Annotated in this window: 26 protein-coding genes and 1 riboswitch; of the genes, 12 read left to right on the top strand and 14 right to left on the bottom strand. The window is 65.7% G+C overall.

Annotated elements, in window-relative coordinates:
• Positions 1-185 precede the first annotated feature (185 nt).
• The gene (locus tag PVE35_RS21340) at positions 186-827 is read left to right on the top strand and encodes a TetR/AcrR family transcriptional regulator (protein WP_277372919.1); all 642 of its coding nucleotides are present in this window, start codon (positions 186-188) and stop codon (positions 825-827) included.
• Positions 824-2,473, top strand: a complete 1,650-nt coding sequence (locus PVE35_RS21335) for an acyl-CoA dehydrogenase family protein (RefSeq protein WP_277372918.1) — start codon at positions 824-826, stop codon at positions 2,471-2,473. The genes PVE35_RS21340 and PVE35_RS21335 overlap by 4 nt, the downstream gene beginning before the upstream one ends.
• A 233-nt stretch (positions 2,474-2,706) precedes the next feature.
• Here PVE35_RS21335 and PVE35_RS21330 read toward each other — a convergent pair whose 3' ends face one another.
• Entirely contained in the window at positions 2,707-3,450 is a 744-nt protein-coding gene (locus tag PVE35_RS21330; protein ID WP_277372917.1) for a carbonic anhydrase, read from the bottom strand.
• A 324-nt stretch (positions 3,451-3,774) separates the two neighbouring features.
• A riboswitch (cobalamin riboswitch) is annotated at positions 3,775-3,978 on the top strand.
• Between the two features lie 38 nt (positions 3,979-4,016).
• Between PVE35_RS21330 and PVE35_RS21325 the strand changes: the two genes are divergently transcribed.
• Entirely contained in the window at positions 4,017-4,700 is a 684-nt protein-coding gene (locus tag PVE35_RS21325) for an energy-coupling factor ABC transporter permease (protein WP_277372916.1), read from the top strand.
• A 100-nt stretch (positions 4,701-4,800) separates the two neighbouring features.
• Complete coding sequence (gene amn, locus PVE35_RS21320) at positions 4,801-6,273, top strand: AMP nucleosidase (protein WP_277372915.1); 1,473 nt, start codon at positions 4,801-4,803, stop codon at positions 6,271-6,273.
• A 103-nt stretch (positions 6,274-6,376) separates the two neighbouring features.
• Here the strand turns inward: amn and PVE35_RS21315 are convergent, their stop codons facing one another.
• Positions 6,377-7,348, bottom strand: coding sequence for a threonine dehydratase (locus PVE35_RS21315; RefSeq protein ID WP_277372914.1), 972 nt, complete (start codon positions 7,346-7,348; stop codon positions 6,377-6,379).
• Between the two features lie 80 nt (positions 7,349-7,428).
• Here PVE35_RS21315 and PVE35_RS21310 point away from each other — a divergent pair, with 80 nt between their 5' ends.
• Entirely contained in the window at positions 7,429-8,772 is a 1,344-nt protein-coding gene (locus PVE35_RS21310; RefSeq protein WP_277372913.1) for a PLP-dependent aminotransferase family protein, read from the top strand.
• Between the two features lie 93 nt (positions 8,773-8,865).
• On the opposite strand, the gene PVE35_RS21305 is transcribed toward PVE35_RS21310, so the two are convergent.
• Together PVE35_RS21305 and PVE35_RS21300 are read right to left on the bottom strand one after the other, a co-directional pair.
• Positions 8,866-9,312 carry a GNAT family N-acetyltransferase gene (locus tag PVE35_RS21305; RefSeq protein WP_277372912.1) on the bottom strand — a complete coding sequence of 149 codons (447 nt, stop codon included), beginning with the start codon at positions 9,310-9,312 and terminating at the stop codon, positions 8,866-8,868.
• Between the two features lie 59 nt (positions 9,313-9,371).
• On the bottom strand, positions 9,372-10,403 hold the full coding sequence (locus tag PVE35_RS21300; protein ID WP_268179079.1) for an NAD(P)-dependent alcohol dehydrogenase: 1,032 nt from the start codon (positions 10,401-10,403) through the stop codon (positions 9,372-9,374).
• A 174-nt stretch (positions 10,404-10,577) separates the two neighbouring features.
• Between PVE35_RS21300 and PVE35_RS21295 the strand changes: the two genes are divergently transcribed.
• Entirely contained in the window at positions 10,578-11,147 is a 570-nt protein-coding gene (locus PVE35_RS21295; protein ID WP_277374920.1) for a pseudouridine synthase, read from the top strand.
• Positions 11,148-11,293: 146 nt separating this feature from the next.
• On the opposite strand, the gene PVE35_RS21290 is transcribed toward PVE35_RS21295, so the two are convergent.
• The 5 genes from PVE35_RS21290 to PVE35_RS21270 form a co-directional block, all read right to left on the bottom strand.
• Positions 11,294-11,686, bottom strand: coding sequence for a globin (locus tag PVE35_RS21290; RefSeq protein WP_268179078.1), 393 nt, complete (start codon positions 11,684-11,686; stop codon positions 11,294-11,296).
• 53 nt (positions 11,687-11,739) lie between these two features.
• The gene (locus PVE35_RS21285; protein WP_268179077.1) at positions 11,740-11,958 is read right to left on the bottom strand and encodes a DUF2788 domain-containing protein; all 219 of its coding nucleotides are present in this window, start codon (positions 11,956-11,958) and stop codon (positions 11,740-11,742) included.
• Positions 11,959-12,048: 90 nt separating this feature from the next.
• The gene (locus PVE35_RS21280) at positions 12,049-12,528 is read right to left on the bottom strand and encodes an Lrp/AsnC family transcriptional regulator (protein ID WP_277372911.1); all 480 of its coding nucleotides are present in this window, start codon (positions 12,526-12,528) and stop codon (positions 12,049-12,051) included.
• A 327-nt stretch (positions 12,529-12,855) separates the two neighbouring features.
• Positions 12,856-13,737, bottom strand: coding sequence for a cation diffusion facilitator family transporter (locus PVE35_RS21275; protein ID WP_268179075.1), 882 nt, complete (start codon positions 13,735-13,737; stop codon positions 12,856-12,858).
• A 4-nt stretch (positions 13,738-13,741) separates the two neighbouring features.
• Positions 13,742-14,161 (bottom strand): polyribonucleotide nucleotidyltransferase, encoded by a 420-nt coding sequence (locus tag PVE35_RS21270; protein WP_268179074.1) that lies wholly within the window; start codon positions 14,159-14,161, stop codon positions 13,742-13,744.
• Positions 14,162-14,336: 175 nt separating this feature from the next.
• On the opposite strand from PVE35_RS21270, the gene hrpB reads away from it, so the two are divergent.
• Positions 14,337-16,871, top strand: coding sequence for an ATP-dependent helicase HrpB (hrpB, locus tag PVE35_RS21265; protein ID WP_277372910.1), 2,535 nt, complete (start codon positions 14,337-14,339; stop codon positions 16,869-16,871).
• Positions 16,872-16,878: 7 nt separating this feature from the next.
• Complete coding sequence (locus PVE35_RS21260; RefSeq protein WP_277372909.1) at positions 16,879-17,685, top strand: TlpA disulfide reductase family protein; 807 nt, start codon at positions 16,879-16,881, stop codon at positions 17,683-17,685.
• 4 nt (positions 17,686-17,689) lie between these two features.
• Here the strand turns inward: PVE35_RS21260 and PVE35_RS21255 are convergent, their stop codons facing one another.
• Both PVE35_RS21255 and PVE35_RS21250 read right to left on the bottom strand, forming a co-directional pair.
• Positions 17,690-18,340, bottom strand: a complete 651-nt coding sequence (locus PVE35_RS21255) for a transporter substrate-binding domain-containing protein (RefSeq protein ID WP_277372908.1) — start codon at positions 18,338-18,340, stop codon at positions 17,690-17,692.
• Positions 18,341-18,518: 178 nt separating this feature from the next.
• Positions 18,519-19,610 (bottom strand): endonuclease/exonuclease/phosphatase family protein, encoded by a 1,092-nt coding sequence (locus tag PVE35_RS21250; protein ID WP_268179058.1) that lies wholly within the window; start codon positions 19,608-19,610, stop codon positions 18,519-18,521.
• 123 nt (positions 19,611-19,733) lie between these two features.
• Between PVE35_RS21250 and PVE35_RS21245 the strand changes: the two genes are divergently transcribed.
• A complete protein-coding gene (locus tag PVE35_RS21245) occupies positions 19,734-20,579 on the top strand; it encodes an SDR family oxidoreductase (RefSeq protein WP_277372907.1) in 846 nt (281 codons plus the stop codon).
• 119 nt (positions 20,580-20,698) lie between these two features.
• Here PVE35_RS21245 and PVE35_RS21240 read toward each other — a convergent pair whose 3' ends face one another.
• The gene (locus PVE35_RS21240; protein ID WP_268179056.1) at positions 20,699-21,103 is read right to left on the bottom strand and encodes a VOC family protein; all 405 of its coding nucleotides are present in this window, start codon (positions 21,101-21,103) and stop codon (positions 20,699-20,701) included.
• A gap of 31 nt (positions 21,104-21,134) precedes the next feature.
• Complete coding sequence (locus PVE35_RS21235; RefSeq protein WP_277372906.1) at positions 21,135-21,803, bottom strand: YciC family protein; 669 nt, start codon at positions 21,801-21,803, stop codon at positions 21,135-21,137.
• A 157-nt stretch (positions 21,804-21,960) separates the two neighbouring features.
• Here PVE35_RS21235 and PVE35_RS21230 point away from each other — a divergent pair, with 157 nt between their 5' ends.
• From PVE35_RS21230 to PVE35_RS21220, 3 genes are all read left to right on the top strand, one after another.
• Positions 21,961-22,440, top strand: a complete 480-nt coding sequence (locus PVE35_RS21230) for an NYN domain-containing protein (RefSeq protein ID WP_268179054.1) — start codon at positions 21,961-21,963, stop codon at positions 22,438-22,440.
• An 8-nt stretch (positions 22,441-22,448) separates the two neighbouring features.
• Entirely contained in the window at positions 22,449-23,048 is a 600-nt protein-coding gene (locus PVE35_RS21225) for an exonuclease domain-containing protein (protein ID WP_277372905.1), read from the top strand.
• Between the two features lie 136 nt (positions 23,049-23,184).
• Positions 23,185-24,531, top strand: coding sequence for a DEAD/DEAH box helicase (locus tag PVE35_RS21220; RefSeq protein ID WP_277372904.1), 1,347 nt, complete (start codon positions 23,185-23,187; stop codon positions 24,529-24,531).
• Between the two features lie 6 nt (positions 24,532-24,537).
• Here the strand turns inward: PVE35_RS21220 and PVE35_RS21215 are convergent, their stop codons facing one another.
• Positions 24,538-24,993: a DUF2214 family protein gene (locus PVE35_RS21215; protein WP_277372903.1), complete on the bottom strand. Its 456-nt coding sequence runs from the start codon at positions 24,991-24,993 to the stop codon at positions 24,538-24,540.
• Positions 24,994-25,007: the final 14 nt, after the last annotated feature.

The raw sequence follows: 25,007 nt of genomic DNA, 5'->3' as shown, positions 1-25,007 counted from the left end.
ACTCCCCTTCCTGTAGGAGCCGGCTTGCCGGCGATGCTCTTCGTCGGTGGCGCGATGATCGCCAGCAAGCTGGCTCCTACAAACAGCACCCCAATGCCTGGTTCGTCCGCCTGTTTGGCCGAAACGCCTCTTTAGCCAAGGTCTGAATCCTGATTCACTCAAGCCAGTGAACGAGGATTCAGACCATGGCCTACCGCCTCAGCGAAGCTCAACTCGACCGTGACCAAGCCCTGCGCGCGCGCATACTCGACTGCGCCCTGCTGCGGGTGGTGGAAGGCGGTTTCGCCGCCCTGACCATGCAGGCCCTGGCCGAGGACGTTGGCATCGCCACCGGCAGCCTGTACCGGCACTTTCGCAGCAAGGGCGAACTGGCTGCTGAGGTCTTTGCCGTGGCCAGTCAGCGTGAGGTGGATGCCCTGGCCGCGGATCTACGCGGGCCAGGGAGTGCCGCTCAGCGCTTGTGCCTGGGCCTGGAAAAATTCGCCGCCCGCGCCTGGCATAGCCGGCGCCTGGCCTTCGCGCTGATCGCCGAGCCGGTGGATACCCAGGTCGACGAGCAACGCCTGCTCTACCGTGAGGCCTACGCCGAACTGTTCATCGACCTGCTCGAGGAAGGTGCGCGCAGCGGCGAGTTTCAGGTCGAGCAGATCGGCCTGGTGGCGGCCTGCCTGGTCGGCGCCATCGCCGAGGCGTTGGTCGGGCCGCTTTCCCCGCCGGCGCGCGCTGCCCGTGAAGCCGGATATCCCACCCTGGAACTGGCCCAGGTCAGCGCCAGCCTTGCCACCTTCTGCCTGCGCGCCGTTGGCGCCAAGGAGACCATGCGATGAAACCCAGCCTGCTCGCCGAAACCCACGAGGTGTTCAACCAGGTGCCTAGCCTGGATGGTGCCAATCTCTATCGCCTCGACCTGCCGCTGCAGGAGTGGGTGCGCCGCTATGGCGGCGCCTGGGCGGACGAGCGCCTTGTTGCCTATGGCGCCCTCGCCGGTGGTTCCCTGATGCAGGCAGGCTTTCTCGCCAACGAAAACAAGCCGCAGTTCAAGAGCCATGATCGCTACGGCAACCGCATCGACCTGGTGGAATTCCACCCGGCCTATCACGAACTGATGCGCACGGCCATCGAGCATGGCCTGCCTTCGCTGCCCTGGATCGACCCGCGTGCTGGCGCCCATGTCGTACGCGCCGGCCTCACCTACATGCACAGCCAGGCCGAGGCGGCCAGTGGCTGCCCGCTGACCATGACCTTCGCCGCCGTGCCGGCCATCCGCCTGCAGCCCAACGTGGCTGAGCAGTGGCTGCCGAAGATCCTGGCCACCGAGTACGACCCGCGCAACCTGCCGATGGAGCAGAAAGCCGGGGTCACCATCGGTATGGCCATGACCGAGAAACAGGGCGGCACCGACGTGCGCGCCAACACCACCCGCGCCTATCCCATCGGCATCGGTGGGCCGGGGCAGGGCTACGAACTGGTCGGGCACAAATGGTTCTGCTCGGCGCCGATGTGCGATGCCTTCCTCACCCTGGCCTACACCGACAAGGGCCTCTCCTGCTTCCTGCTGCCGCGTCACCGCCCGGACGGCACGCGCAACGCCTTCTACATCCAGCGTCTGAAGAACAAGCTGGGCAACTGGGCCAATGCCTCCAGCGAAGTGGAATATCGCGGTGCATTCGCCTGGATGCTCGGCGAGGAAGGGCGTGGCGTACCCACCATCATCGAAATGGTGGCCATGACCCGCTTTGACTGCATGGTTGGCTCCAGTGGCCTGATGCGCCAGGCGTTGACCCAGGCCGCGCACCACTGCGCACACCGCCAGGTGGGCGGCAAGCGGCTGGCCGACCAGCCGCTGATGCAGAACGTGCTCGCTGACCTGGCGCTGGAAAGCGAAGCCGCGCTGGCGCTGTGCATGCGCATGGGCCGCGCGCTCGATCACCTGCATGACGAACAGGAAGACAAGTTCGCCCGCCTGGTCACCGCCGTGGGCAAGTACTGGATCTGCAAGCGCGCGCCGGAAATGATCTATGAAGCCAGCGAATGCATGGGTGGCGCCGGTTACGTCGAGGAAACCATCATGCCGCGCTTGTACCGCGAGGCGCCGGTCAACTCCATCTGGGAAGGCTCGGGTAACGTGCAATGCCTGGACGTGCTGCGTGCGCTGTCCAAGGAGCCCGGCGTGCTCGATGCCTTGTTCGCCGAACTGGGCGACGGTCATGGCGATGCCCGCCTCAAGGCCCATGTTCAGCGTCTGAAAGCCGACTTCGCCGACACCGCCGACATCCAGTATCGCGCCCGCCAGCTCACCGAAGACATGGCCGTGGCATTGCAGGCCAAACTGCTGCTGGAGGCCGGCAACAGCGTGTTGAGCGACGCCTTTATCGCCAGCCGCCTGGAAGGCCGTGGCCGTGTCTACGGCACCTTGCCGCGTGGTGTCGATGTCGAGGCGCTGCTGGCGCGTAGCACGCCGCATCTGCTTTGATGCCGGAGCGCTCTTTAACAGGGAAAAGTTGGTAGATTTTTAGCGGCTGATTTTTCCCTTTCGGAACAGTTGGTTACGCTAAGTGTGTTCCCCGCGTGAGCGAGGTTGAACCAATCAGGTAATGCTCAACCCGGAGCGTGGAGGCGTGTTTCTCACGCCGAAGTAGCCAGGGGCTCAGGTCAAGTCCGCGATGATGCGATGCACCGGTCATTCAGCCGGTGCATCAGAGCGTTTCAGTCTTCGCTCTCCAGGACGGCTCGCCCATTGAGCGCCTGGATCGGGCGGGCGTTCTTCGCGTATAGGTGCTGGAACTGCGCCAGTTGTTCGTGGGACAGCTCGACTGGCTGTTTAAGTACGCGCCATTGCACGTCTTCACTGCATGGCGGGGTGGTCAGCGAGCCGGCGAAGGCGTAGTAGCCCTGTTGCTGCGGTAGTACGGTTTGTGGTGCGAAGTTGCTTGCCAACTCGACTTTTTCCCCTGCCTTGTCCGGCATGGCCTTGAACACTGAGTCCAGTGCCTGGTTTTTCGCACCTTCCTTGAACAGCACAGCCACTACCGCCAAATGACCATCGGTAGACTGGTGAACGAAGTGCGCCACCATCGGGAAGCCCTTGCCTGCGATGTGCTCTTCGCTGGGTGTGTGGAAATGAAATTGCACCAGGCGGTAGGGTTTGCCGTCGATCTCGATGCCGCCAGCATTGCTCAGATTCACCTGCACGGTGTGACCATTATTCACCACTTCGGCTGGGCTGGCCTGGTAGTCGAAGGCAATGCGAGGCAGCGATGCGCGGGTGGCATGGCTGATGTCGATCGGCGATTGCGCATGGCCGAGCGCGCAGGTTTCGTAGCCTGGATCCAATTGTGCCCAGTGTTCGGGGCCTTCCTTGCCTTTGTAGCTCCAGTGCGGTTGCTGTTCGGCCGCCATGGCGCCGGTTGCGAACAGAGCTGTTAACGCAACGATCAGGGTCTTCTTCATGTGCGCTCTCGTTACTGGATGATGGTTCTAAAGGCTCGCATGGCCCGTAGCCGGTGCGAGTTCGGAAATACTGCGCATGGCTTGTAATAAAGAGTTACATCCGCCTGGTCATAGTGTGATGCACCGCTTATCTGCGGCAGCTTCGGCTGAGTTCAGGACAGCATCCGTTCAGGTGGCGAGGCTTTTTGGCAACGGAAGCATCTCGGCGTCTCGCACAGCCAGTTGGCGTAGGGGGGCAAGCTCGGATTGTCGACGAAGCACATTGCGCGGGGCTGAGGTGGGCGGAGCCTTGAGCGCGAGTACTGTCTTTTGCCCAAGCTGCGGAGTAAGGTTGCCATCGATGGTTCCTCCGCGCCCCGGCGCGTGTGGATGAAAAGGGAACAGGGTGCGGCGAACTCGCCAATGCCCTGGCTGCCCCCGCAACTGTAAACGGCGAACGATGCCCTTCATGCCACTGACTGCGGTCGGGAAGGCGGGCGGAGTACCAAGCCGTGAGCCAGGAGACCTGCCATCGACCCCATCGATCCTCCAACTCGTCGCGCGGTGGGCGCGGCCAAGGAACTCGCATGCATATCGAACCGGGCGTCGTCGAAGGCGCCAAGATCTTCCTCAGCTACGCAACGGCGGTCGGCGCTTTCGGCCTGACGGCCAAACTGGCGCGTGATGCCATTCGCGACAATGGCGGGGCGGCTGCCCTGGCCCTGCGCAGCCTGCTGACCACAACGCTGGTGTTCTGCTTCTTCGAGGTGTTGCCGCACCATCCCGTGGGCGTTTCCGAGGTGCACCTGATCCTCGGCTCCACCCTGCTGTTGCTGTTCGGTGCGGGGGCCACCGCCATAGGCCTGGCCGCTGGGCTGCTGTTGCAGGGCCTGCTGTTCGCCCCGTTCGATCTGCCGCAGTACGGCATGAACGTCACCACCCTGCTGGTGCCGCTGTGGGCCATCAGCGTGCTGGCCAAGCGCATCGTTGCGCCAGGCACCGCCTATGTCGACCTTTCCTACAAGCAGGCGCTGGCACTGTCGACCGCCTATCAGGGTGGCATCGTCGCCTGGGTCGGCTTCTGGGCCTTCTACGGCCACGGCTTCACCAGCGACAACCTGGCAGCCGTGGGCAGCTTCGGCCTGGCCTATATGAGCGTGATCCTGGTCGAGCCATTGATCGACCTGGGTGTGCTGGCCGGGGCCAAGGCGCTGGCGCGTTTCAGCCAGGGGCCGCTGTTCAACGTGCGTTTGCATCAGGCGGCGGCCTGATGAGGTGGCGCGGCGGCCGAATTCTTCGGTCGCCGCGCTATGTTTTGCCGCGAGGTTGCAGGCAAGATAGGGGCGTTCGTTCAGTCAGGAATACGCCCACGTGAAAGTCTGTTCCGATGATTTCGTCGTTGTTCACACCCCCGAAGAGGCGGTCGACCGCCTGGCCGCGTTGTATGAGGAAGCTACCGGCGCTCTGAGCCAGGCCCTCAAGCGCTATCTCAAGGCGCGCGTGCGCCCGGATGCCGACGAGCACTGCCTGTTCCGTTATCCCGAATTGCGCCTGGCCTACCTGTGTCAGGGCGAGGTGCCGACCACCGTGCGCGCCTATGCCAAGATTCAGGTGCCGGGCATCTACGCCATCACCGTGACCCAGCCGGCGGCCTTCCGCAAATACCTGCTGGAGCAACTGCGCCCGCTGATGAACGACTTCACCCTGCGCGTCGAGGTCGGCCGCAGCCAGCAGAACATCCCCTATCCCTACGTGGTGGAGGGCGGTGACGAGCTGGCCGGCAGTGGTGTGACCGCCGCCGAACTGGCGCGGGTATTCCCTAGCACCGATCTGTCTGCTGCCACCGACGGCACCGCCGATGGCCTGTACGACTGGGAGAACATCGACCCGCTGCCGCTGGCGCTGTTCGACGCGGCACGCACCGACTTCTCGCTCAAGCGCATCCAGCACTACACCGGCAGCGACTGGCGTCATGTGCAGCCGTGGATTCTGCTGACCAACTACCACCGCTACGTCGACCAATTCATCCGCCATGGCCTGGACATGCTGCAGAGTGACTCGCGTTTCACCCGCATGGTGCTACCGGGCAACGTGGTGGTCGAGCGCGGCATGGCCGAAGGCGAGATGCAGGCGATCATCGAGAACGTGGTCTGGCATCGTTACCAGATGCCGGCCTATCACCTGCAGGCCGCCGACGGCCACGGCATCACCCTGGTCAATATCGGCGTTGGCCCGTCCAACGCCAAGAACATCACCGACCACCTGGCCGTGCTGCGCCCGCACTGCTGGCTGATGATCGGCCACTGCGGCGGCCTGCGTCAGTCGCAGACCATCGGTGACTACGTGCTGGCCCACGCCTATATGCGCCGCGATGGCATTCTCGACCGCGTGCTGCCGCCGAATATCCCGCTGCCGGCGCTGGCCGAGGTGCAGCAGGCGTTGCAGGAGGCGGCCAAGCAGGTCACCGGCGAGCAGGGCGACGAGCTGAAGAAGCGCCTGCGTACCGGCACCGTGCTGACCTACGACGACCGCAACTGGGAACTGCGCTGGGCCCAGGAGCGACCGTTGATCAACCTGTCGCGGGCGGTAGCGGTGGACATGGAGAGCGGCACCATCGCCGCCCAGGGCTATCGCCTGCGGGTGCCTTACGGCACGCTGCTGTGCGTGTCGGACAAACCCCTGCACAGCGAGATCAAGCTGCCCGGCGCGGCCGGCGCCTTCTACGAACGCGCGGTGACCCAGCACCTGCATATCGGCATCGCTGCGCTGGAGCTGATGCGCAGCCAGCTCAATTCGCTGCACTCGCGCAAGCTGCGCAGCTTCGACGAGCCGCCGTTCCGTTGATGGGCAATTCAGTGGTGAAGGCTTGAACGGGGTCAGCAGGTTGCTGTTTGCCAGTGGTGCGCACAGCGCACCTACACCTTCAGCCACCGCTGGTAGGCGTAGCTCAGGCTGCTGCCGGGGGTTCGTCGCGCAGCAGTTCGGCCAGGGCCTGGCGGTCGATATTGGCGCCGCTGAGCACCACGGCCACGCGCTGGCCGGCGTTGGCTTCGCGCTCCTGCATCATGGCGGCGAGGGCGGCAGCGCCGGCACCTTCGGCGAGGTTGTGGGTGTCTTCGTGGTAGGCGCGGATGGCGGCGCGAATTTCCTCATCATCGACTCGCACGATGCGTGCGGCGCCGGCGCGGAGCATGTCCAGCGTCAGTTGTTGCGGCTGGCGGCAGGCCATGCCGTCGGCCAGGGTCTCGGCGCGTTCGGTCTGCACCAGGCGACCTTGCTCGAAGCTGCGTGCATAGGCATCGGCGCCGCTGGCGACCACGCCAACGATCTCGGTGTCGAGGCCGAGCAGGTCGCGGGTGCGGATCATCGCGCAGATGCCCGAGCCGAGGCCGATGGGCACATAGACCCGGCGCAGATTGGGCACTGCTTCCAGCAGCTCCAGGGCATAGGTGGCCACGCCGCGCACCAGATCCTCATGCAATGACGGCACCCAATGCAGGCCGTCGCGTTCGGCCAGGCGCGCGGCCTCGGTGCGGGCTTCGTCGAAGTCGCGGCCATGTTCGATCACCTCCGCACCGAGCGCGCGCATTGCCGCGTTCTTCTCGCGGGCGTTGCCGTGCGGCACCAGAATGCGAATCGCCAGACCGGCTGCGCGTGCCGCCAATGCCAGGCTCTGGCCATGGTTGCCACGGGTGGCGGTAACCAGGCCGCGCACCTGCGGCTCGCGGCGCAGCAGGGCGTCGATATAGACCAGCCCGCCGCGCACCTTGAAGGCGGCGGTGGGCGCGTGGTTCTCGTGCTTGACCCATAGCTCGCAACCCGTGCGCTGGCACAGCAGCGGCCAACTCAGTTGCGGCGTAGGGGCCATATGGTGGTGAACCAGTTGGGCGCTCTGGCGCAGTTGGGCGAGGTCGAACATGGCGGGTGCTCCGGGTGGCGTTGACCCGGATGCTAGTGCGGCGCATTGTATGGGTAAATCTTTATATTGCATGGCAAGCAATGTGGCTTCCTGATCTGCAAGACAGCTCCTTACCCACTTACCTGGCACTGGTCGAGGCCATCGCCGCCGCGATCGGCCGTGGCGAACTCAAGCCTGGCGAACGCCTGCCGCCGCAGCGCCGCCTGGCCTGGACACTGGGCATCAACCCGAGCACGGTGATGCTTGCCTACCGCGAGGCGGCGCGCCGGCACCTGGTTTCCGGGGAGGTCGGGCGTGGCACCTACGTGCTGGCCGGCAGCCGTGAGGCGAGTCTTTTTCGCCTCAAGCAACCGGCCGCGCAGGGCGAGGTCATCGACCTGTCGACCAACGTGCCGGTGCATGACCCGGATAACCATGATCTTTCCGCCAGCCTTGCTGCGCTGGCTGAACGGGGCGAACTGGAGGCGTTGCAGGCTTACCCGTCAGCAGCGCTGGTCGAGCGTGCGCATCTGGCCGGCGCCACCTGGCTGCGCCGCCGTGGACTGGAGCTGGCGCCAGGCGGCCTGCTGCTCTGCGCCGGTGCCCAGCAGGGCGTTTCGGCGGCGCTGTTGGCGCTGTGCGAAGCTGGCGAGCCGATTCTGGTGGAGCGCTACACGGCGCCGGGGATCAAGGCCGCCGCGCGTCAGTTGCGCCTGCCGCTGCACGGCGTGGCGATGGACGCACGCGGCATCCTGCCCGATGACCTCGACCGCCTGGCGCGTGCCACCGGAGCCCGTGTCGCGGTGCTTACACCCTGTCTGCAGAACCCTACGGGCGCCAGCCTGGATGCCGAACGCCGCGCAGCCATTGCTGAGGTGGCGCGGCGGCGCGGGCTGTGGATCGTCGAGGATGACGTCTACGGCGTACTGGGCAACGAGGCGCCGCTGGCCGTGCAGGCGCCGGAGCGCTGCCTGCTGATCAGCAGTCTGTCCAAGAGCGTTGCGCCGGGCTTGCGTCTGGGCTTTATCGCGGGGGCGCCGGAGCTGCTCGAACGTATCGATCCCGAGGCCCAGGCCACGCGTTGGGCGGTCACGCCGCTGAGCCTGGCGCTGGCCTGTGAGTGGATCGAAAGCGGCATCGCCGAACAGCGCCTGGCTTGGCAGATCGACGAGCTGCAGCAGCGCTGGCGCCTGGCCGCGCGCGTGCTCGGGCCGCGCATGCCGCAGGGCAGGGCGGTGGCACCGCATCTGTGGCTCGATGGCACGCCGCCGGCCGGTTTGGCCGAGGCCTGCCGGCAGCATGGCGTGGAAGTGGTGCCGGCCGAGGTGTTCGCGGTGGAGGCCAATCCGGGGCATGCGGTGCGCGTCAGCCTCGCGGCGGCGGCCAGCCGGGTCGAACTCAAGCAGGCGTTGGAGGGGATAGTAGCGGCCTGGCCGATGGGGTAGGTGGGCGTGGAGGGTGCGTTTACATGGCCCGGCGGGCTGTGCGCTGGCGCTACGAGCGGCTGGCGCCCCGGACCGCCCTACGACTGGCCCGCGTTATGAGATTGCGAGTTGCATATGCAGGATCGGGAACGGCCGGCCGCCGCCGTCCAGGCGTGAGCGGTCGGTCACGACGAAGCCCAGATGCTGGTAGAAGCCTACGGCCAGCGGGTTCTGTTCGTTGACGTCGACGCGGGTGGCGCCCAGCTCGTCGATGGCATGGCGCATCAGCCGCTTGCCCACGCCCTGGCCGTGGCAGGCGGGGGCGACGAAGAGCATTTCCACCATGCCTTCGGTGGTGCCGAGAAAGCCCAGTATCCGACCCGACTCATCGCGTGCGCAGGTCAATTGCACAGCCGGGAAATACTGCCCGCGCAGCAACGGCTTGATCACCTGCAGGTCGCTTTCCGGCAGGAAGTGATGGGTGGCGCGCACGGCGGCCTCCCAGATTTCCACCAGGGTGGGCAGTTCGGCGTCGGTAGGGGTGTCGAGAATCAGCGGCATGATGGCAGTTATCTTGAGCAAAGCAGGGCGCAGAGCGTGCCAGCTCTGCGCCCGTGCTGTCATTTGCTGGCGTCCAGCACCACGCGGTAGCGCGCCTTGCCGCTGCGCAGATGGTCGATGGCCGCGTTCACCTGGCTCATGGGGAACTGCTCGACCTGTGGCAGGATCTGGTGCCGCGCGCAGAACTCGAGCATGGTGGCCATGGTTTTCGGCGAGCCCACCGGGGAGCCGGAGAGGCTCTTCTGCTGCGGGATCAGATTGAACACATGCACCGGGATAGCGCTGGGTACGATGCCGACGAAGTGCAGCCGGCCCTTGCCGCGCAGGGTGCCAATCAGCGCTGGCCAGTCGAGGTCGGCACTGGCAGTGACCAGGAGGAAATCCAGGGTACCGGCAATGGCCTTCAGCGCCGCGCTGTCGGTGGAAGCCACCACCTTGTGCGCACCCAGGCGCTTGGCTTCATCCTGCTTGTTCAGCGACGAGGTGAAGGCGGTTACCTCGCAGCCCCAGGCGTTGAGAAAGCGCAACGCCAGGTGGCCGAGGCCGCCGATGCCGACCACGCCGACGCGGTCGGTGGGCTTGATGTCGAATTCCAGCAGCGGGCTGAACACTGTCGAGCCGGCACAGAACAGCGGGCCGACCAGCGCCGGGTCGAGGCCATCGGGCAGCGGCACGGCCCAGGCCCAGTGCGAGCGCAGGCGGTCGGCGAAACCGCCGTGGCTGCCAACGATGGTCGGCTTCACCGAGCGGCACAACTGGTGCGAGCCTTCCATGCACGAGCCGCAATGCATGCAGCTACCCTTGTACCAGCCGATGCCGACCCGTTGCCCCAGCTTGAGGCCACGCGCCTGTTCGCCGAGGCGGACGATGGTGCCGACCACCTCATGGCCGGGGATGAAGGGGTAGCGCGCGTTGCCCCATTCGTTGTCGATCATCGACTGGTCGGAATGGCAGATGCCGCAGTATTCCACCGCGACCTCGACTTCTTCGGCTCCGAGCGGGCCAGGGTCATAGCTCAGGCGCTCCAATGGCGCCTTGGGCGTGGTGGCGGCCCAGCCGGTGAAGGTGGCGAGTTCGGCGCTATTGCTCATCGGTGGCTCCTGCATGCAGAGGGTGAATCAGCAGCTTAGCTGCCATTGTCGATCAGGGAAGCACCATCAGCGGCGTTTATCGTGAGTTACACTGCGTAGCCCTGTCTGACCGAAGTTCGTTGCATGTCGCGCCCTCGTTCCCCCTCCAGTCGCCGCCCCGTTGCCCCTCGTCGCGTGGCCAAGGCGCCACCTGCACAGCCGCGCCTGTTGATCCTCAACAAGCCGTTCGATGTGCTCACCCAGTTCAACGACGATCAAGGCCGCGCCACCCTCAAGGATTTCGTCGGAGTGCCTGGCGTCTATCCGGCCGGGCGCCTGGATCGCGACAGCGAAGGCCTGCTGCTGCTGACCAACGACGGCCGTTTGCAGTCACGCATCGCCGACCCCAAGCACAAGCTGCCAAAGACCTATTGGGTGCAGGTGGAGGGTGAACCGAGCGAGGAACAACTGCAGCAGCTACGTGATGGCGTGACGCTCAATGACGGCCCGACCCTGCCGGCCGAGGCGCGGCGCCTGGATGAGCCCGAGCTGTGGCCGCGCAACCCGCCGGTACGTTTTCGCAAGAGCGTGCCGACGGCCTGGCTGGAGCTGGTGATTCGCGAGGGGCGCAACCGCCAGGTGCGGCGCATGACCGCTACGGTGGGTTTGCCCACCCTGCGCCTGGTGCGCGTGGCCATTGGCCCCTGGCGGCTAGATGGCCTGCAGCCTGGGCAGTGGCGTGAGGTGCCGGCGCTGCTCCTGTGAGGATGGCGTGGCCGAGAGCAGAGGCCTTGGTGCGCATGGCACACCCTACCCACCCCGTAGGGTGCGCCATGCGCACCTAATTGGCGGCGCGCTCAGGATCGCGGGCGATTTGTCGCAGGTGGCGGCCCTGGCACAAATGACCTGGATCAATAACCGGCCTTGATCACGGCGATACCTTTGTTCAGCACTTCACGCCAGGCCTGGCCCACGTTGGCATCGTACTCCTTGTCGTGCTCGCTGATGGTCAGCAGCAGCGCGTCGAGCCACAGGTCGTAGAGTTCGGGGCGAATGTCCAGACGCTGGCGCGAGTGCGATTCGCCGAGGGCACGCAGCTTGGTGTCAGGCATGCCGCGGGCGTGCATCACCAGATTGAGGATGCCCTGACGTAGCAATTGCTTCTGCGCAGTCATGTCGGTATCGACGAATTTCTCGCGGATCAGCGGCGAGCTGGCGAGGAAGTGGCGGTAGAAAGCATCGAAGAAATCCGGGCTGGCGCAGCAGCGGCCATAGCTTTGCATCACACGATCGGCGGCGGTCATTGAGGTTCCTTGTGAATGACGAGTGGCAGGCAGCCTGGGTTTCCGGGTGAGGTTCAGCCGTGAATGCCGCGGGTGACCTCGATGATGTAGGTGATGATGGGCTTGGCCAGGAATGCGAACAAGCATAGCCCCAGGCCGAGAAACAGGATAGCGGTACCCAGGCGACCGGCCTTGGACTTCTTCGCCAGATCCCAGATGATGAAGAACATGAACAGGATCAGCCCGCCCACCAGGACGTACATCATCAGGGCTTCAAATTGTTCGGTTTCCATGGTGCCTCGTTATTCGCAGGGAAAGCGCAGGGCGAAAATTATACGCGCCCTGACCTGGTGCGCGGCATGATCGGTTTCACCCTGCGACTTTCAGTCGCGTAGGTGCTGCAAGGGCAACTGCGTGCTGGAGAGAATCTGCTGCAGCACGAAGCTCGAACGCACGCTGGAAACCCCGTCGATCCGCGTCAGCGTACCCAGCAGCAGCTTCTGGTAATGATCCATGTCCGGCACCACCACCTTGAGTTGGTAGTCTGCGTCCATTCCGGTGACCAGGCAGCACTCCAGCACTTCGGGGCATTTGCGAATCTCATCCTGAAAGTGCTCGAAGCGCTCGGGAGTGTGGCGATCCATGCCAATCAGCACGTAGGCGGTCAGGCTCAGGCCGAGCTTCTTGCGATCGAGCAGGGCCACCTGGCCGATGATATAGCCGTCGTCTTCCAGTTGCTTGACCCGCCGCGAGCAGGGCGAGGGCGACAGGCCGATGCGTTCGGCCAGCTCCTGATTGGACAGCGCAGCGTTGCGCTGCAATTCGGCAAGAATGTTCAGGTCGTAGCGGTCGAGTTTGCCCATTTTTTCATTGGCTCATTATTTGATTGCGCTAGATAGTGCTCCTTTGGTGATTGGTTGCGCAATCGGTAAGTTTGTAAGCAATATTCGCAATCTTCTCTCGGCGCAGCAGGCGTAAGCTTTCTCTCAGTTTCACGGCCCGGACGAAAAGTCCTACCGGCCTCGCCCAACCAGGCGAGCCGGCGCCGACGATCCCACCGGATCGCACCGGCACCCGGGCCCGCACTGCCCAACCAGGCAGGCGACGAAAGCGGCGACACCATTGCCAGCACCGGACAGATTTCCCGAGGGGGCCGCAAGGCCCCTTTTTAATGCGTGCGATTCGGCGGCTCAGTGGTGGACTACTTCGGGCGGGTCGGCATGCACCAGCACTTCGGCCTGCGGGTAGTTCTGGCGGATCGCTGCTTCCACCGCTTCGCAGTGCGCGTGGGCCTCGGACAGGCTCATCTCGCCGGGCAGTTCCAGGTGCAACTGGACGAACCAGCGCGTGCCGGAGATACGCGTGCGCAGGTCATGGGCACCCAGTACGCCGGGTACGGCTGTGGCCAGCGTGTACATGTGCCGGGAGGTTTCGCTGGGGAGTTCTTCATCCATCAGCACGGCGATGGCGCCGCGCACGATGCTGATGGCGCTCCAGAAGATGTAGAAGGCTATGCCGATGGCGAAGAGCGCATCCATTTGCTGCCAGCCTAAGCGGGTCAGCAGCAGGGCAAGCAGAATGCTGCTGTTGAGCATGATGTCGGAGCGGTAGTGCAGGGAGTCGGCATGGATGGCCGTGGAGCCGGTTTCGCGTACCACCTTGCGCTGGAAGATCAGCAAGGCGACGGTCAGGGCCAGTGACAGCAGCATCACGGCGATACCGGCGCCTTCGGCAGCCAGTGTCTGTGGCGATTGCAGACGCTCGACGCCCTGCAGGCCGATGAGGATGGCGCTGACGCCGATGAACAGCGCCTGGCCGAGACCGGCCAGCGCTTCGGCCTTGCCATGGCCGTAGCGGTGATCGTCGTCTGCCGGGCGCAGGGCGAAGTGCACGGCGATCAGGTTGATCAGCGAAGCGGCGCTATCGAGCAGCGAGTCGGTGAGCCCCGCCAGCAGGCTCACCGAACCACTCAGCCACCAGGCGATGGCTTTAGCCAGCACCAGGGTCAGCGCCACCGCCAGCGCTGCCCGGGTGGCCAGGCGCATCAGCCTGGCATGCTGCGGGTTGTGCATGATCTCAGGCGGCCGGACGCAGGCCGTAGGCGGCCAGTTGCTGGCTGCTGCCGCTGTGCTGGATCAGACGCGGGTCGTCAAGCGGCAGTTGCTGGCCGGTGCTGTTCTCGATCAGTTGCTTGAGCGCCAGTTGGTCGACCTGGCCATCGGCCCCGATGACCTGCTTGAGTTGCTGTGGATCGACCTGGGCGGTCTTGCCTTCCGGCAGGTAGATGGCGCCGGTGGCGAAGTCCACGGCGAAGGCGATCAGGCCGGGAATCACGTAGAAGAGGATGCCGATGGCGTTGGCACCGGCGATCAGCGGGTCGATCTTGCCTTCGATCTGGCCGCGACGATCCGGGTAGAAGATCGTGCCGCAGGCACTGAGTTGAGCGAGCAGGGTTGCGGCGACGACGCCAGCGATGACACGGGATTTCGTGCGCATGAGCACCTCCAGGAAAAAGTGGCGCAACTATAGCAGTTCGACATTGCAAAACCGTTGTTCGGGCCGGCTCGGCTGAGCCAGGGGGCTTCATCGTGCCGGCTTTACCGGTACTTCTCAGACCGGCCAGCACGCTGGCGGTTCGCCGTTATAATCGCCGGCCTGTTGCGGAGATTTCATGAACACCCTGCCCATCGATGCCCTGTTACCCGCCCTGCGCGATGCCCTGAGCGCCCGTCACGAAGTGGTGCTGGAAGCGCCGCCCGGCGCTGGCAAGACCACTCGCGTGCCGCTGGCCTTGCTCGATGCGCCCTGGCTCGCCGGGCAAAGCATCCTCATGCTCGAACCGCGCCGGCTGGCCGCCCGTGCCGCTGCTGAGCGCCTGGCCAGCGAGCTGGGCGAGCGCGTGGGCGAGACGGTCGGCTACCGCATCCGCCTGGACAGCAAGGTGGGGCCGAACACGCGTATCGAGGTGGTCACCGAGGGCATCCTTGCCCGCCGCCTGCAGGACGACCCGGCGCTGGACGGCGTCGGCCTGGTAATTTTCGACGAGTTCCACGAGCGCAGCCTGGATGCCGACCTGGCCCTGGCCCTGACGCTCAATGGTCGCGCCATGTTCCGCGCGGCGGACAGCGGCGAGGCACCGCTCAAGGTGCTGCTGATGTCCGCCACCCTGGAAGGCGAGCGCTTGGCCGCGCTGCTTGGCGAGGCACCGGTATTGCGTAGTGAAGGGCGCATGTTCCCGGTGGATATCCGCTGGGGGGCGCCGTTTCAGCCGGGCGAATGGATCGAGCCGCGCGTCGTGCAGGCGGTGCAGCAGGCCCTGGCCGACGAGCCTGGCAGCCTGCTGGTGTTCCTGCCCGGGCAGGCCGAGATCCGCCGCGTGGCCGAGCAACTCGGCGAGGTACTGGCGGGGCGCGACGACATCCTGCTCTGCCCGCTGCATGGCGAACTGGAGCTGGCCGCCCAGCGTGCGGCCATCGAGCCGGCGCCGACGGGCAAGCGCAAGGTGGTGCTGGCCACCAATATCGCCGAGACCAGCCTGACCATCGACGGCGTGCGCGTGGTGATCGATGCCGGCCTGGCGCGGGTGCCGCGCTTCGACCCGGCCAGCGGCATGACCCGTCTCGATACCCAGCGCATCTCCCGTGCGTCCGCTACTCAGCGCGCTGGTCGCGCCGGGCGTCTTGAGCCTGGCGCCTGCTATCGGCTGTGGTCGCAGGCGCAGCATGAGCAGCTCAGCGCCTATTCCAGTGCGGAGATCCTCCAGGCCGACCTGTCCGGGCTGGCCCTGCAACTGCTGCGCTGGGGCGTGACGCCGCAGGAGCTGAGCTGGCTCGACATGCCGCCGCCGGCTACCTACGCCCAGGCGCTGGATCTGCTCGGCCGCCTCGGCGCGCTGGACGAGCGCGGCGCACTCAATGTCCATGGCCAGGCCATGGCGGAGCTGCCCAGCCACCCGCGCATCGCCCATCTGCTGCTACGTGGCCAGGCGCTGGGCCTCGGCGCGCTGGCCTGCGACCTGGCCGCGCTGCTGTCCGAGCGCGATATTCTGCGTGGCGGTGGCGCCGATCTGCACAGCCGACTGGCTCTGCTCAGTGGCGAGAGCCGCGCCGGGCGTAACGCCATGGGCGGTGTGCAGCGTGCCCGGCAATTGGCCAAGCAGTTTCAGGGGCTGCTCAGGGGGAGGGCGGTGAGCCAGGCCGTGAGCGACCCTGAGCACCCGCGCTGGCTCGGCTGCCTGTTGGCCTTCGCCTACCCGGATCGCATCGCCCAGCAGCGCCGCGCTGGTGGTGCCGACTACCGCCTGGCCAATGGCCGCGCCGCGCAGTTCGGCGAAGCCGATGGGCTGATGAAGCACGAATGGCTGGTGGTGGCCGACCTGGGTAGCCGTCAGGGCCAGCGCGAGGAGCGCATCTATCTCGCCGCCGATCTCGACCCGGCGCTGTTCGAGGGCGAGCTGGCCGAGCAGGTGCAGACACTGGAGGTGCTCGACTGGGACGAGCGCGAAGGCGTGCTGCGCGCCGAACGCCAGCGCAAGGTGGGCGAGCTGGTGCTGGAGCGCCAGGCGTTGGCTGCGCTGGACGAGGAGGCGCGCTGCCGTGCCCTGGTCGGCCTGGTACGGCGCAAGGGCCTGGAACTGCTGCCCTGGACGCCCGAGCTGCGCCAATGGCAGGCGCGCGTGGCCTTGCTGCGCGAGTTGGACGTGCAGCAGCAGGGGCAGAGCGACTGGCCGGATCTGTCCGATACCGCGCTGCTGGCCAGCCTGGAGCAGTGGCTGACGCCATTCTTAAGCAAGGTCAATCGCCTCAGCCATTTCGCAGGCCTCGACCTGCCATCTATCTTGCACACGCTGCTGCCCTGGCCGCTGCCGCAACGCCTGGATGAGCTGGCGCCGCGCACCCTGAGCGTGCCGTCCGGCTCGCGCATCGCCATCGACTACACGGAGCACCCGCCGGTGCTCGCCGTGCGCCTGCAGGAGCTGTTCGGCCTGGCCGCGACGCCGCGTATCGCGGGTGGCCGCCTGGGGCTCAAGCTGCACCTGTTGTCGCCGGCACGCCGCCCGGTGCAGGTGACTCAGGATCTGGCCAGCTTCTGGGCCAATACCTATATCGAGGTGAAGAAGGACTTGAAGGGCAGATACCCCAAGCACTACTGGCCGGATGACCCCTTGATCGCCGAGCCCACGGCGCGAGCCAAACCGAGAAAGTGAGAAACCGATGCTGACCCTGAACATCGGGCCGCTGGCCCTGGGTATCACCCATGTGCTGCTGCTCGGCAGCCTGTTCGTGGCGACGCTGGTCGGCTGGCTGATCGGTCGCCGCCACGGCTGCAACCCCGAGCGCCAGTTGTTTCGCTCACTGCTGCTCGGGCTGCTGGTGGCGCGACTGGCCTTCGTGCTGGTGTATGCCGAGTTCTACCGCGATGCGCCGTGGCGCGTGGTGGATATCCGCGATGGCGGTTTCATCGCCTGGCCGGGCGCGCTCGCCGGGCTGGCGTTGGGCGCCTGGTACTGCTGGCGGCAGGTGCAGTTGCGGCGCTCCTTGGGCGTGGCGATGGGCGTCGGCCTGGCGCTATGGCTAGGTGGCAACCTGATGTTGCATGCGCTGGAGCAGGGCACACGATTGCCTGATCTGCAGGTGCGCGACATGCAGGGTAATCCGGTGAATCTGCGCGATTACTCCGGTCAGCCGTTGGTGGTCAATCTGTGGGCCACCTGGTGCCCACCCTGTCGGCGCGAGATGCCGGTGTTGATGCAGGCGCAGCAGCGCGAGGGCGCAATCGCCTTCCTCTTCGTCAATCAGGGGGAAAGCGCCGCGCTGGTGCATGAGTTTCTGGCTGCCCAGCAACTGAGTCTGGACAACCTGCTGCTCGACGAGCAGGTCAGACTGGGGCAACTGGTGGGCTCGCGCGCACTGCCCTCCACGCTGTTCTACGATGCCGAGGGGCGACAGGTCGGCAGCCATCTCGGCGAGCTGTCGCACGCCAGCCTGGAGCGAGCCTTGGCCCGATTGCGTGGCGATTGATGACTCAATACAGCCACAGCTCCTGGCCGGCATCCTTCAGCCGTTGATAGGCCTGGTCGAGTTCATCGCGCAGGCGCTCGGCACCCGGCGCATGGCGTGAGTAGATCAGCCGCAGCGGCAGGTGCTGCACCTCGACGAAGGGCAGATTGCCAATGCCCAGCGTGTTCATGGCCTGCTCGACGGGGGCGCGATAGTCCAGCAGGTAGTCAGCGCGCCCCCGCTGGAGCATTTCCAGTGCCGCGGTGTGGCTGCCGGTGCGGTGCTGGATGATGTTGCGTGCCGGATCGTGCAGCCATTGATTGATCTCCTGCCAGTAGCTGTAGCCCGTGATCAGGATGACCCCGCGCCCCTGCAACTCGTCTGGAATGATGGGGGCCGGCGTGTCGTAGCGAAAATACAGGTTGAGGGTGATCTCACCGAGCAGGTGGTGGCTTTCCAGGGTATGCCCGGCCAGCTCCGGCTTGCCGGGCGCGCCGAACCAGAGCTGCACGCTGCCGTCGCGCAGGCCGTTGTACAGGCGGGCGCCGGGATAGGCGCGAAATTCGGCCTCGTAGCCCGCCTCGTCGAGCAGGTGCGCAACCAGTTCCAGCCCCGAGCCGCTGGGCAGGCCCTGGTTGTCGGTGTAGGAATAGGGGGCAAATTCGTAGTAGCCCACGTGAATGCGTGGCTTGGCAGTAGCCTCCTGGATGAGGAGCGGCCATAGCAGAGTGAAGCATAGCAAGCAGAGGCGTCTTGGCATCCAGGTGTCGCGGCTCTTGGCCGTCTTGTCGTTAGGGTGGTGGTGCTGAAGCTGAGAATGGAGAAGTCGTGGCGGCCTGTCCAGCCTGCCGTGCCTACTCCTGATGCGGCAGGAAGAAGCGCCCGATGACCGGCAGATGGTCGGAGATGCGCTGCGTATCGTGCTGTCGTACCTGGCTGCTGAAGGGCGTCAGGCGCTGGCTGTAGAACAGGTAGTCGAGGGTGCGATCCGGGCCGCTGGCGGCGGGGTCGTTGGGGAAGTGGGTGTACCACTGCGCCTGTTCGGCGCCGTTGGCCTGAGACAGGCTGGGGATCATCGGGTAGCGACTGGCAAGGGCCAGCAGTTCGCTGTCGGCGGCGTACCAGCCACGCTGCGCGGGCGGCAGATGCTGGAACTGGCCAGGCGGCAGCAGGTTGAGGTCGCCGCCCAGTATCCAGGGCAGGTCATCTTTCTTTAGCTGCTGCAACAGCGTATCGGTCATCGCCACCTGGCGCTGCATGGTGTCATCGCCTTGGGCGAAGGCATCGAAATGGGTGTTGATGGCCACCAGCTCGCCGCCGCCACGGATCGGCAGGTAGCTGAGCAGCAGTGCGCGTTTGAGCTGGAACAGGCGGCTGATCGGGTCGCTGGGCATTTCCGGCAGTTGCAGGCGTTCGGCACGGGCGATCTGGAAGCGACTCAGGGTGCCGAGCTTCATGCCGACGCTGCCGAGGATGCGCGGGTGCGGGACGAAACCGGCCTTCCAGTAGAAGGCCTGGCTGGCGCAGGGGTAGAGGTCGCTCAGGCGTTCTTGCAGCAGCGCGAGCTGATCCTGGTAGTCGGTGGCCCGAGCGCCGTCGTGCAGTTCCTGCAGCAGCACCAGATCCGGTTTCTCCTCGCGCAGGATGCGCACCACCTCGTCGAGGTTGGTGGCCAGGTCGGCAGCGCTGGGGCGTTCGTCGGGGCCATCGCCATCGGGCAGGTCATACCAGAATACGTGGCGCTTACCGGCCAGATACTGCACGTTCCAGGTCATCACCTTGAGCGCCTGGCCCGGTTGCAGTGTTGGCACCTGGCCGTTGCAGGCGGTCGCTGCCGGCTCGCGCGCCTGGGGTTGCCAAGTCAGGGCGTAGATCAGCGCGCACAGGCCGCCGAGCAGTAGCACCAGGGCCAGTGCGAGCAGGCGAACGAGGCGAGGGAGAGGCATGGCGGTGACGGCGATCGGCTTTCAGGAGCGGGGCAGGATAACCGACTGCGCCGGTAACGCCCAGGCAAGGGTGGTGTGCAGCATGCCGGGGTGCTAGAAAGAATCGAGGACAGGAGAACGCTCATGCATCGCAAGGTATTTACCAACAAGGTATTCGAGCGCAAGGTGGTGGTGATCAGCGGTGGCTGTGCCGGGATCGGCCGGGCGTTGGCCTTGCGCATGGCCCAGGCCGGGGCGCGGTTGGTGATTCTCGACCTGGATCAGGCGGCGCTGGACAGCCTGGTGCAGCACCTGGCCGACCACCACAACGTCGAAGCCCTCGGCCTGCTCTGTGACGTGGCCGACGCCGACGCGGTGCAGCGGGCCATGGCGCTGGCGGTCGAGCACTTCGGCGGCATCGACGTGCTGATCAACAATGCCGGCGTCACCCACCGCAGTACCTTCGCCGATACCAGCCTGGCGGTATTCCAGCGGGTCATGGCGGTGAACTACTTCGGCGCCCTGCACTGCACCCAGGCGGCGCTGCCCAGCCTGATCGCGCGGGGTGGCCAGATCATCGTGCTCAGTTCCCTGTCGGGCATCGCCCCGCTGCTCTATCGCAGCGCCTACAACGCCAGCAAGCATGCGCTGCATGGCCTCTTCGAGACCCTGCGCTACGAGCTCAAGGGCTCGGGAGTCAACGTCATGCTGGTGTGCCCCGGTTTCACCGCCACCGACCTGCGCAAGAACGCCCTGGTGGGCGACGGCTCGGTGGCCGCGCAACCGCCATTGGCCATGGGCAAGGTGGCCTCGCCGAGGGACGTGGCCGAAGCCATCTACCGGGGCGCGCTCAAGCGCCGGCGTCTGCTGGTGCTGTCCAACGTCGACTGGCGCGCGCGGATTCTTGCGCGTTTCTTCCCGCGCCTGTTCGAGCGGGCGCTGCTGCCGCGCCTGTCCGGGCTCAAACCGGCACGTTCGCAGCGGTTTTGATGAGCCCTGGCGGCTGACGCACCTGGAGCAGCTACAGGCGGCGCTCGACAGCATGCTTGCCGACGGCTGGGGCACGCGTGCGGCGCAGCGTTAGCGGGCCGGCGAGGCCCCGGAGTGCCCTAAGCCAGGCTCTGATCCCAGAATGCCGCCTCGATCTTGTGGCCGTCGAGGTCGCGGACGAAACAGCCGTAGTAGGGCGCGCCGTAGTCCGGGCGCGGCCCTGGTTGGCCCTCGTCCTTGCCACCGGCTGCCAGTGCCGCCTGGTGAAAGGCATGCACCGCAGCCTTGTCCGGAGCGATGAAGCCGAAGTGGCAGCCATTGCCGAGCGTCGCCGGCTGGCCGTCGATGGGCGTCTGCACCCAGAACTCCGGGTAGTCGCGGCCGAAGGCCACGGCGCCGGGATGGCGCATGATCTCGCGGCAGCCCAGGGTGGCCAGTACCTGGGCATAGAAGGTGCTGGCCGCCTCGAACTGGTTGGTGCCGATGGAAACGTGAGACAGGATGCTGGGGTTGCTGTCACTCATGGTCGCGTCCTCGTGTGTCGAGTGTGCAAGCCTAGTCGCTGTCTCGCGGCTCTGCCGCCGGCTCGGGTTCGAGCAGCATGAATAGGCGGAAGGCCACTACCACGGCAAGCAGTTGGGCGAAACCGCTGGCCGTTTGTTGCAGCACCCAAGGCAGGCTGTCAGTGCGCTCCGGCAGCGTCCACCAGTTCAGCAGCCAGAGTGGCACCAGCACGCAGGCCAGGCAGGTGAATATTGGCAGGAAGCGCCCCTCGGTCATCGCGAAGCTATTCTGCAAGGCACGCAGCGGTGGCGCCTGGTGCAACACCAGGAAGAGTTCGGCGAAGGCCAGGCGCACCATGATCCAGATGCCCGGCACGATGAACAGCGATAGGCCGAGCATGATCGCCAGCGTACTCAAGCCAACCAGCAGTGCGAAGCGCGGCCAGAGCTGCAGGGCTGCCGCCAGCAATGGGCCCAGGTCGGCCTGCTGGCCATGGCTACGGGCATGCAGGAAGAGAATCAGCGGTGCGGCATACAGCGGGTAGAACAGCGCCCCGAGGAGGATGGCGTAGGCCGGGTTGGCGTTCTCGCCGAGCTGCGCGGCGAGCAGGGCCTGGCAGATGGCCTCGAGCAGCAGCAGTGGCAGGCACAGGCGGGCAATGCTGAACAGGTTGCGGCTGAAGAAGAACCAGGCGTCGCTCAGCACGGACAGAGCATTCATCGGTGGGCTACCTGTGGCGCGAAGGGGGCAAAGCGATTCAAGAGAACTCCTGGGAGGCAATCGAGCATGGCGCAAGGATAGGGCGCGTGACATGACCAGACCAGCCCCATCAGGCTCTGGCATACTGACTCGACTCATTTTCCCCAGAGGAGTCCCGGTGAAGAAGATCGCCGTATTCGCCGACGTGCAGAACCTCTATTACACGGTGCGCCAGGTGTATGGCTGCCATTTCGACTACAGCGTGCTGTGGGCGGAAGTCAGCCGCCGTGGTGTGATAGTCGAGGCCTATGCCTATGCCATCGACCGTGGCGACGCCAAGCAGCAGCAGTTCCAGCAGATCCTGCGCAAGCTCGGCTTCACCGTGAAGCTCAAGCCCTATATCCAGCGCAGCGACGGCTCGGCCAAGGGCGACTGGGACGTGGGCATCACCATCGACGTGCTCGATGCCGCCGCGCGCGTCGACGAGATCGTCCTGGCTTCGGGCGATGGCGACTTCGACCTGTTGCTCGAACGCGTGCGCAGCCGTGGCGTGGAAGCCATCGCCTTCGGCGTGCCGGGGCTGACGGCGCAGTCGCTGATTCGTGCCGCCAGTTTGTACGTGCCCATAGAGGGTGAGCTGTTGTTACGCAATAACTGAGGTTTTACGTGGAATCCATTGCCGTCATCGACTTCGAGACCACCGGCGTGTCGCCGAGCCAGGCGCGCGCTACCGAGATCGGCGTGGCCATCATCGAAGGTGGGCGTATCGTCGACCGCTATCAGAGCCTGATGAACAGTGGCTCCTGGGTGCCCCCCTTCATCGAGCAGCTCACCGGCATCAGCAATGCCATGCTGCGCAGCGCGCCGCCGGCGCAGCAAGTGATGAACGAAGTGGCCGACTTCATCGGCGAGCGGCCGCTGCTGGCGCACAATGCCGCCTTCGATCAGAAATTCTGGGATGCCGAACTGGCGCGGGTGCGCCGCCGCCGCTCGCAGCCTTTCGCCTGTTCCTTGCTGCTGTCTCGGCGCCTGCTGCCGGAAGCGCCGAGCTACAAGCTGGGCAACCTCAATGCCTGGGCCGGCCTGCCGGACACCGGCCGTGCCCACCGCGCCCTGGCCGATGCCGAGATGGCGGCGAACCTGACCCTGCACCTGTTCGACCTGCTGCGCGAGCGCTATGGCCGACACCAGGCCGACCATGCCTTGCTGTGCCAGTTGCAGAACCTTTCTGCCGCCAAGGTGCGAGCGCTGTTGGCCACACCGTAGCCCGGATGTAATCCGGGGATTGCCTTGCCGATTTCCCGGATTGCATCCGGGCTACCTAGGGGCTGCAAGCGGGCTCCTACAGGAAGGCTGACGCGGGTAAACTGCGCGCCTGTTTCCTTTCCGATTCGGTTGCCCCATGACCTTCGCCTCCCTTGGTTTGATCGAGCCGCTGCTGCGCACCCTCGTCGAGCTCGACTACCAGACCCCGACCCCGGTGCAGAGCCAGGCCATTCCCGCCGTGCTCAAGGGCCGCGACCTGATGGCCGCCGCGCAGACCGGCACCGGCAAGACCGCCGGTTTCGCCCTGCCGCTGTTGCAGCGCCTGACCCTGGAAGGCCCGCAGGTAGCGAGCAACTCGGTGCGCGCACTGGTGCTGACGCCAACCCGCGAACTGGCCGAGCAGGTGCTGCAGAGCTTTCTGAGCTACGGCCAGCACCTGCCGCTGAGCAGCTACGCGGTGTATGGCGGGGTCAGCATCAACCCGCAGATGATGAAGCTGCGCAAGGGCGTCGATGTGCTGGTGGCCACGCCGGGGCGATTGCTCGACCTGTACCGGCAGAATGCGGTGAAGTTCGCCCAGGTGCAGACCCTGGTGCTAGATGAGGCCGACCGCATGCTCGACCTGGGCTTCGCCCGCGAGCTGGACGAGCTGTTCAGCGCGCTGCCGAAAAAGCGCCAGACCCTGCTGTTTTCCGCCACCTTCTCCGACGCCATTCGGCAGATGGCTGGCGAGCTGCTGCGCGACCCACTGTCGGTGGAAGTCAGCCCGCGTAACGCCGCGGCCAAGAGCGTCAAGCAGTGGCTGATTCCGGTGGACAAGAAGCGCAAATCCGAGCTGTTCCTGCACCTCTTGCAGCAAAAGCGCTGGGGCCAGGTGCTGGTATTCGCCAAGACCCGCAAGGGCGTCGACCAGCTCGAACAGGAGCTGCTGGCCATGGGCGTGGCCGCCGACTCGATCCACGGCGACAAGCCGCAGCCGAGCCGCCTGCGCGCTCTGGAGCGCTTCAAGGCCGGCGAGGTGCAGATTCTGGTGGCCACCGACGTGGCCGCGCGCGGGCTGGACATCGACGACCTGCCGCTGGTGGTCAACCTCGACCTGCCGATCAACGCCGAAGACTACGTGCACCGCATCGGCCGTACCGGCCGTGCCGGCAGCACGGGGGAGGCCATTTCCCTGGTGTGTGCCGATGAAGTGGAATTGCTCGCCGCCATCGAACGGCTGATCCGCCAGGTACTGCCGCGCCGCGAGGAGCCGGACTTCATCCCCGACCACCGGGTGCCGCAGACCACCATCGACGGCCAGGTGCTGAAGAAACCCAAGAAGCCCAAGCAGAAACTGATTCCCGGCGCGGGCAAACCTGCCGGCAAGGGCAATATCCACCTGGGCCGCTGGTTCGAGGAGGATGACGCCAAGCCGAAAGCCAAGGCGGTGCGCAAGGTGCCGAGTTTTGGTGGCAAGCCCAAGGGCGGCAAGAAAGCCTGAAGGCTGTCAGCCCATCACGCCAAAGCCACGCGCCATCAATGTGGCCAGCAGCGGGATGACCAGCAACAGCAGCAGCTCCAGGCGGATGCTCCAGGTCACCAGGGTGATCTGCCGGGGGCTGGGCTCGGGCACCTGGCCGGCCTGCAGGGCGTTGCGCCAGTTGAAGAACACATAGGTGGGCATGATCGACAGCAGGGCAGCGAGGATGAACAGCCCGACCTTGGCATGGAACAGGGCGTTGCCCAGGTAGTAGGCCGTACCCTTGCCGAACCACAGTACCCGCGCCAGGCCGGTCAGTAGCACGACGCCGGCACAGACGCCGTAGGCGATGTCGGTGATCATCAGGCTACGCGCGCGCAGCAGATCCAGCGGCGCCTTGAACAGCACGTGCTCGATGCTGAGCAGGGCGAACAGGGCGAAGATTGCGATGAAGTGCAGGTAGGCGAAGAAGGCGTTGGTCATGTTCATGTCCAGAG

The organism is Pseudomonas sp. AA-38 (genome assembly GCF_029457475.1).
Taxonomy (GTDB): Bacteria; Pseudomonadota; Gammaproteobacteria; order Pseudomonadales; family Pseudomonadaceae; genus Aquipseudomonas.
This window is presented reverse-complemented; position numbering and strand designations above follow the sequence as displayed.

Bases quoted from the DNA above. Each gene is read 5' to 3' on its own strand.
- PVE35_RS21340 (WP_277372919.1), top strand. From the start codon at position 186: ATGGCCTACCGCCTCAGCGAAGCTCAACTCGACCGTGACCAAGCCCTG.
- PVE35_RS21335 (WP_277372918.1), top strand. From the start codon at position 824: ATGAAACCCAGCCTGCTCGCCGAAACCCACGAGGTGTTCAACCAGGTG.
- PVE35_RS21330 (WP_277372917.1), bottom strand. From the start codon at position 3,450: ATGAAGAAGACCCTGATCGTTGCGTTAACAGCTCTGTTCGCAACCGGC.
- PVE35_RS21325 (WP_277372916.1), top strand. From the start codon at position 4,017: ATGCATATCGAACCGGGCGTCGTCGAAGGCGCCAAGATCTTCCTCAGC.
- PVE35_RS21315 (WP_277372914.1), bottom strand. From the start codon at position 7,348: ATGTTCGACCTCGCCCAACTGCGCCAGAGCGCCCAACTGGTTCACCAC.
- PVE35_RS21310 (WP_277372913.1), top strand. From the start codon at position 7,429: ATGTGGCTTCCTGATCTGCAAGACAGCTCCTTACCCACTTACCTGGCA.
- PVE35_RS21305 (WP_277372912.1), bottom strand. From the start codon at position 9,312: ATGCCGCTGATTCTCGACACCCCTACCGACGCCGAACTGCCCACCCTG.
- PVE35_RS21300 (WP_268179079.1), bottom strand. From the start codon at position 10,403: ATGAGCAATAGCGCCGAACTCGCCACCTTCACCGGCTGGGCCGCCACC.
- PVE35_RS21290 (WP_268179078.1), bottom strand. From the start codon at position 11,686: ATGACCGCCGCCGATCGTGTGATGCAAAGCTATGGCCGCTGCTGCGCC.
- PVE35_RS21285 (WP_268179077.1), bottom strand. From the start codon at position 11,958: ATGGAAACCGAACAATTTGAAGCCCTGATGATGTACGTCCTGGTGGGC.
- PVE35_RS21280 (WP_277372911.1), bottom strand. From the start codon at position 12,528: ATGGGCAAACTCGACCGCTACGACCTGAACATTCTTGCCGAATTGCAG.
- PVE35_RS21275 (WP_268179075.1), bottom strand. From the start codon at position 13,737: ATGCACAACCCGCAGCATGCCAGGCTGATGCGCCTGGCCACCCGGGCA.
- PVE35_RS21270 (WP_268179074.1), bottom strand. From the start codon at position 14,161: ATGCGCACGAAATCCCGTGTCATCGCTGGCGTCGTCGCCGCAACCCTG.
- hrpB (WP_277372910.1), top strand. From the start codon at position 14,337: ATGAACACCCTGCCCATCGATGCCCTGTTACCCGCCCTGCGCGATGCC.
- PVE35_RS21260 (WP_277372909.1), top strand. From the start codon at position 16,879: ATGCTGACCCTGAACATCGGGCCGCTGGCCCTGGGTATCACCCATGTG.
- PVE35_RS21250 (WP_268179058.1), bottom strand. From the start codon at position 19,610: ATGCCTCTCCCTCGCCTCGTTCGCCTGCTCGCACTGGCCCTGGTGCTA.
- PVE35_RS21245 (WP_277372907.1), top strand. From the start codon at position 19,734: ATGCATCGCAAGGTATTTACCAACAAGGTATTCGAGCGCAAGGTGGTG.
- PVE35_RS21240 (WP_268179056.1), bottom strand. From the start codon at position 21,103: ATGAGTGACAGCAACCCCAGCATCCTGTCTCACGTTTCCATCGGCACC.
- PVE35_RS21235 (WP_277372906.1), bottom strand. From the start codon at position 21,803: ATGAATGCTCTGTCCGTGCTGAGCGACGCCTGGTTCTTCTTCAGCCGC.
- PVE35_RS21220 (WP_277372904.1), top strand. From the start codon at position 23,185: ATGACCTTCGCCTCCCTTGGTTTGATCGAGCCGCTGCTGCGCACCCTC.
- PVE35_RS21215 (WP_277372903.1), bottom strand. From the start codon at position 24,993: ATGACCAACGCCTTCTTCGCCTACCTGCACTTCATCGCAATCTTCGCC.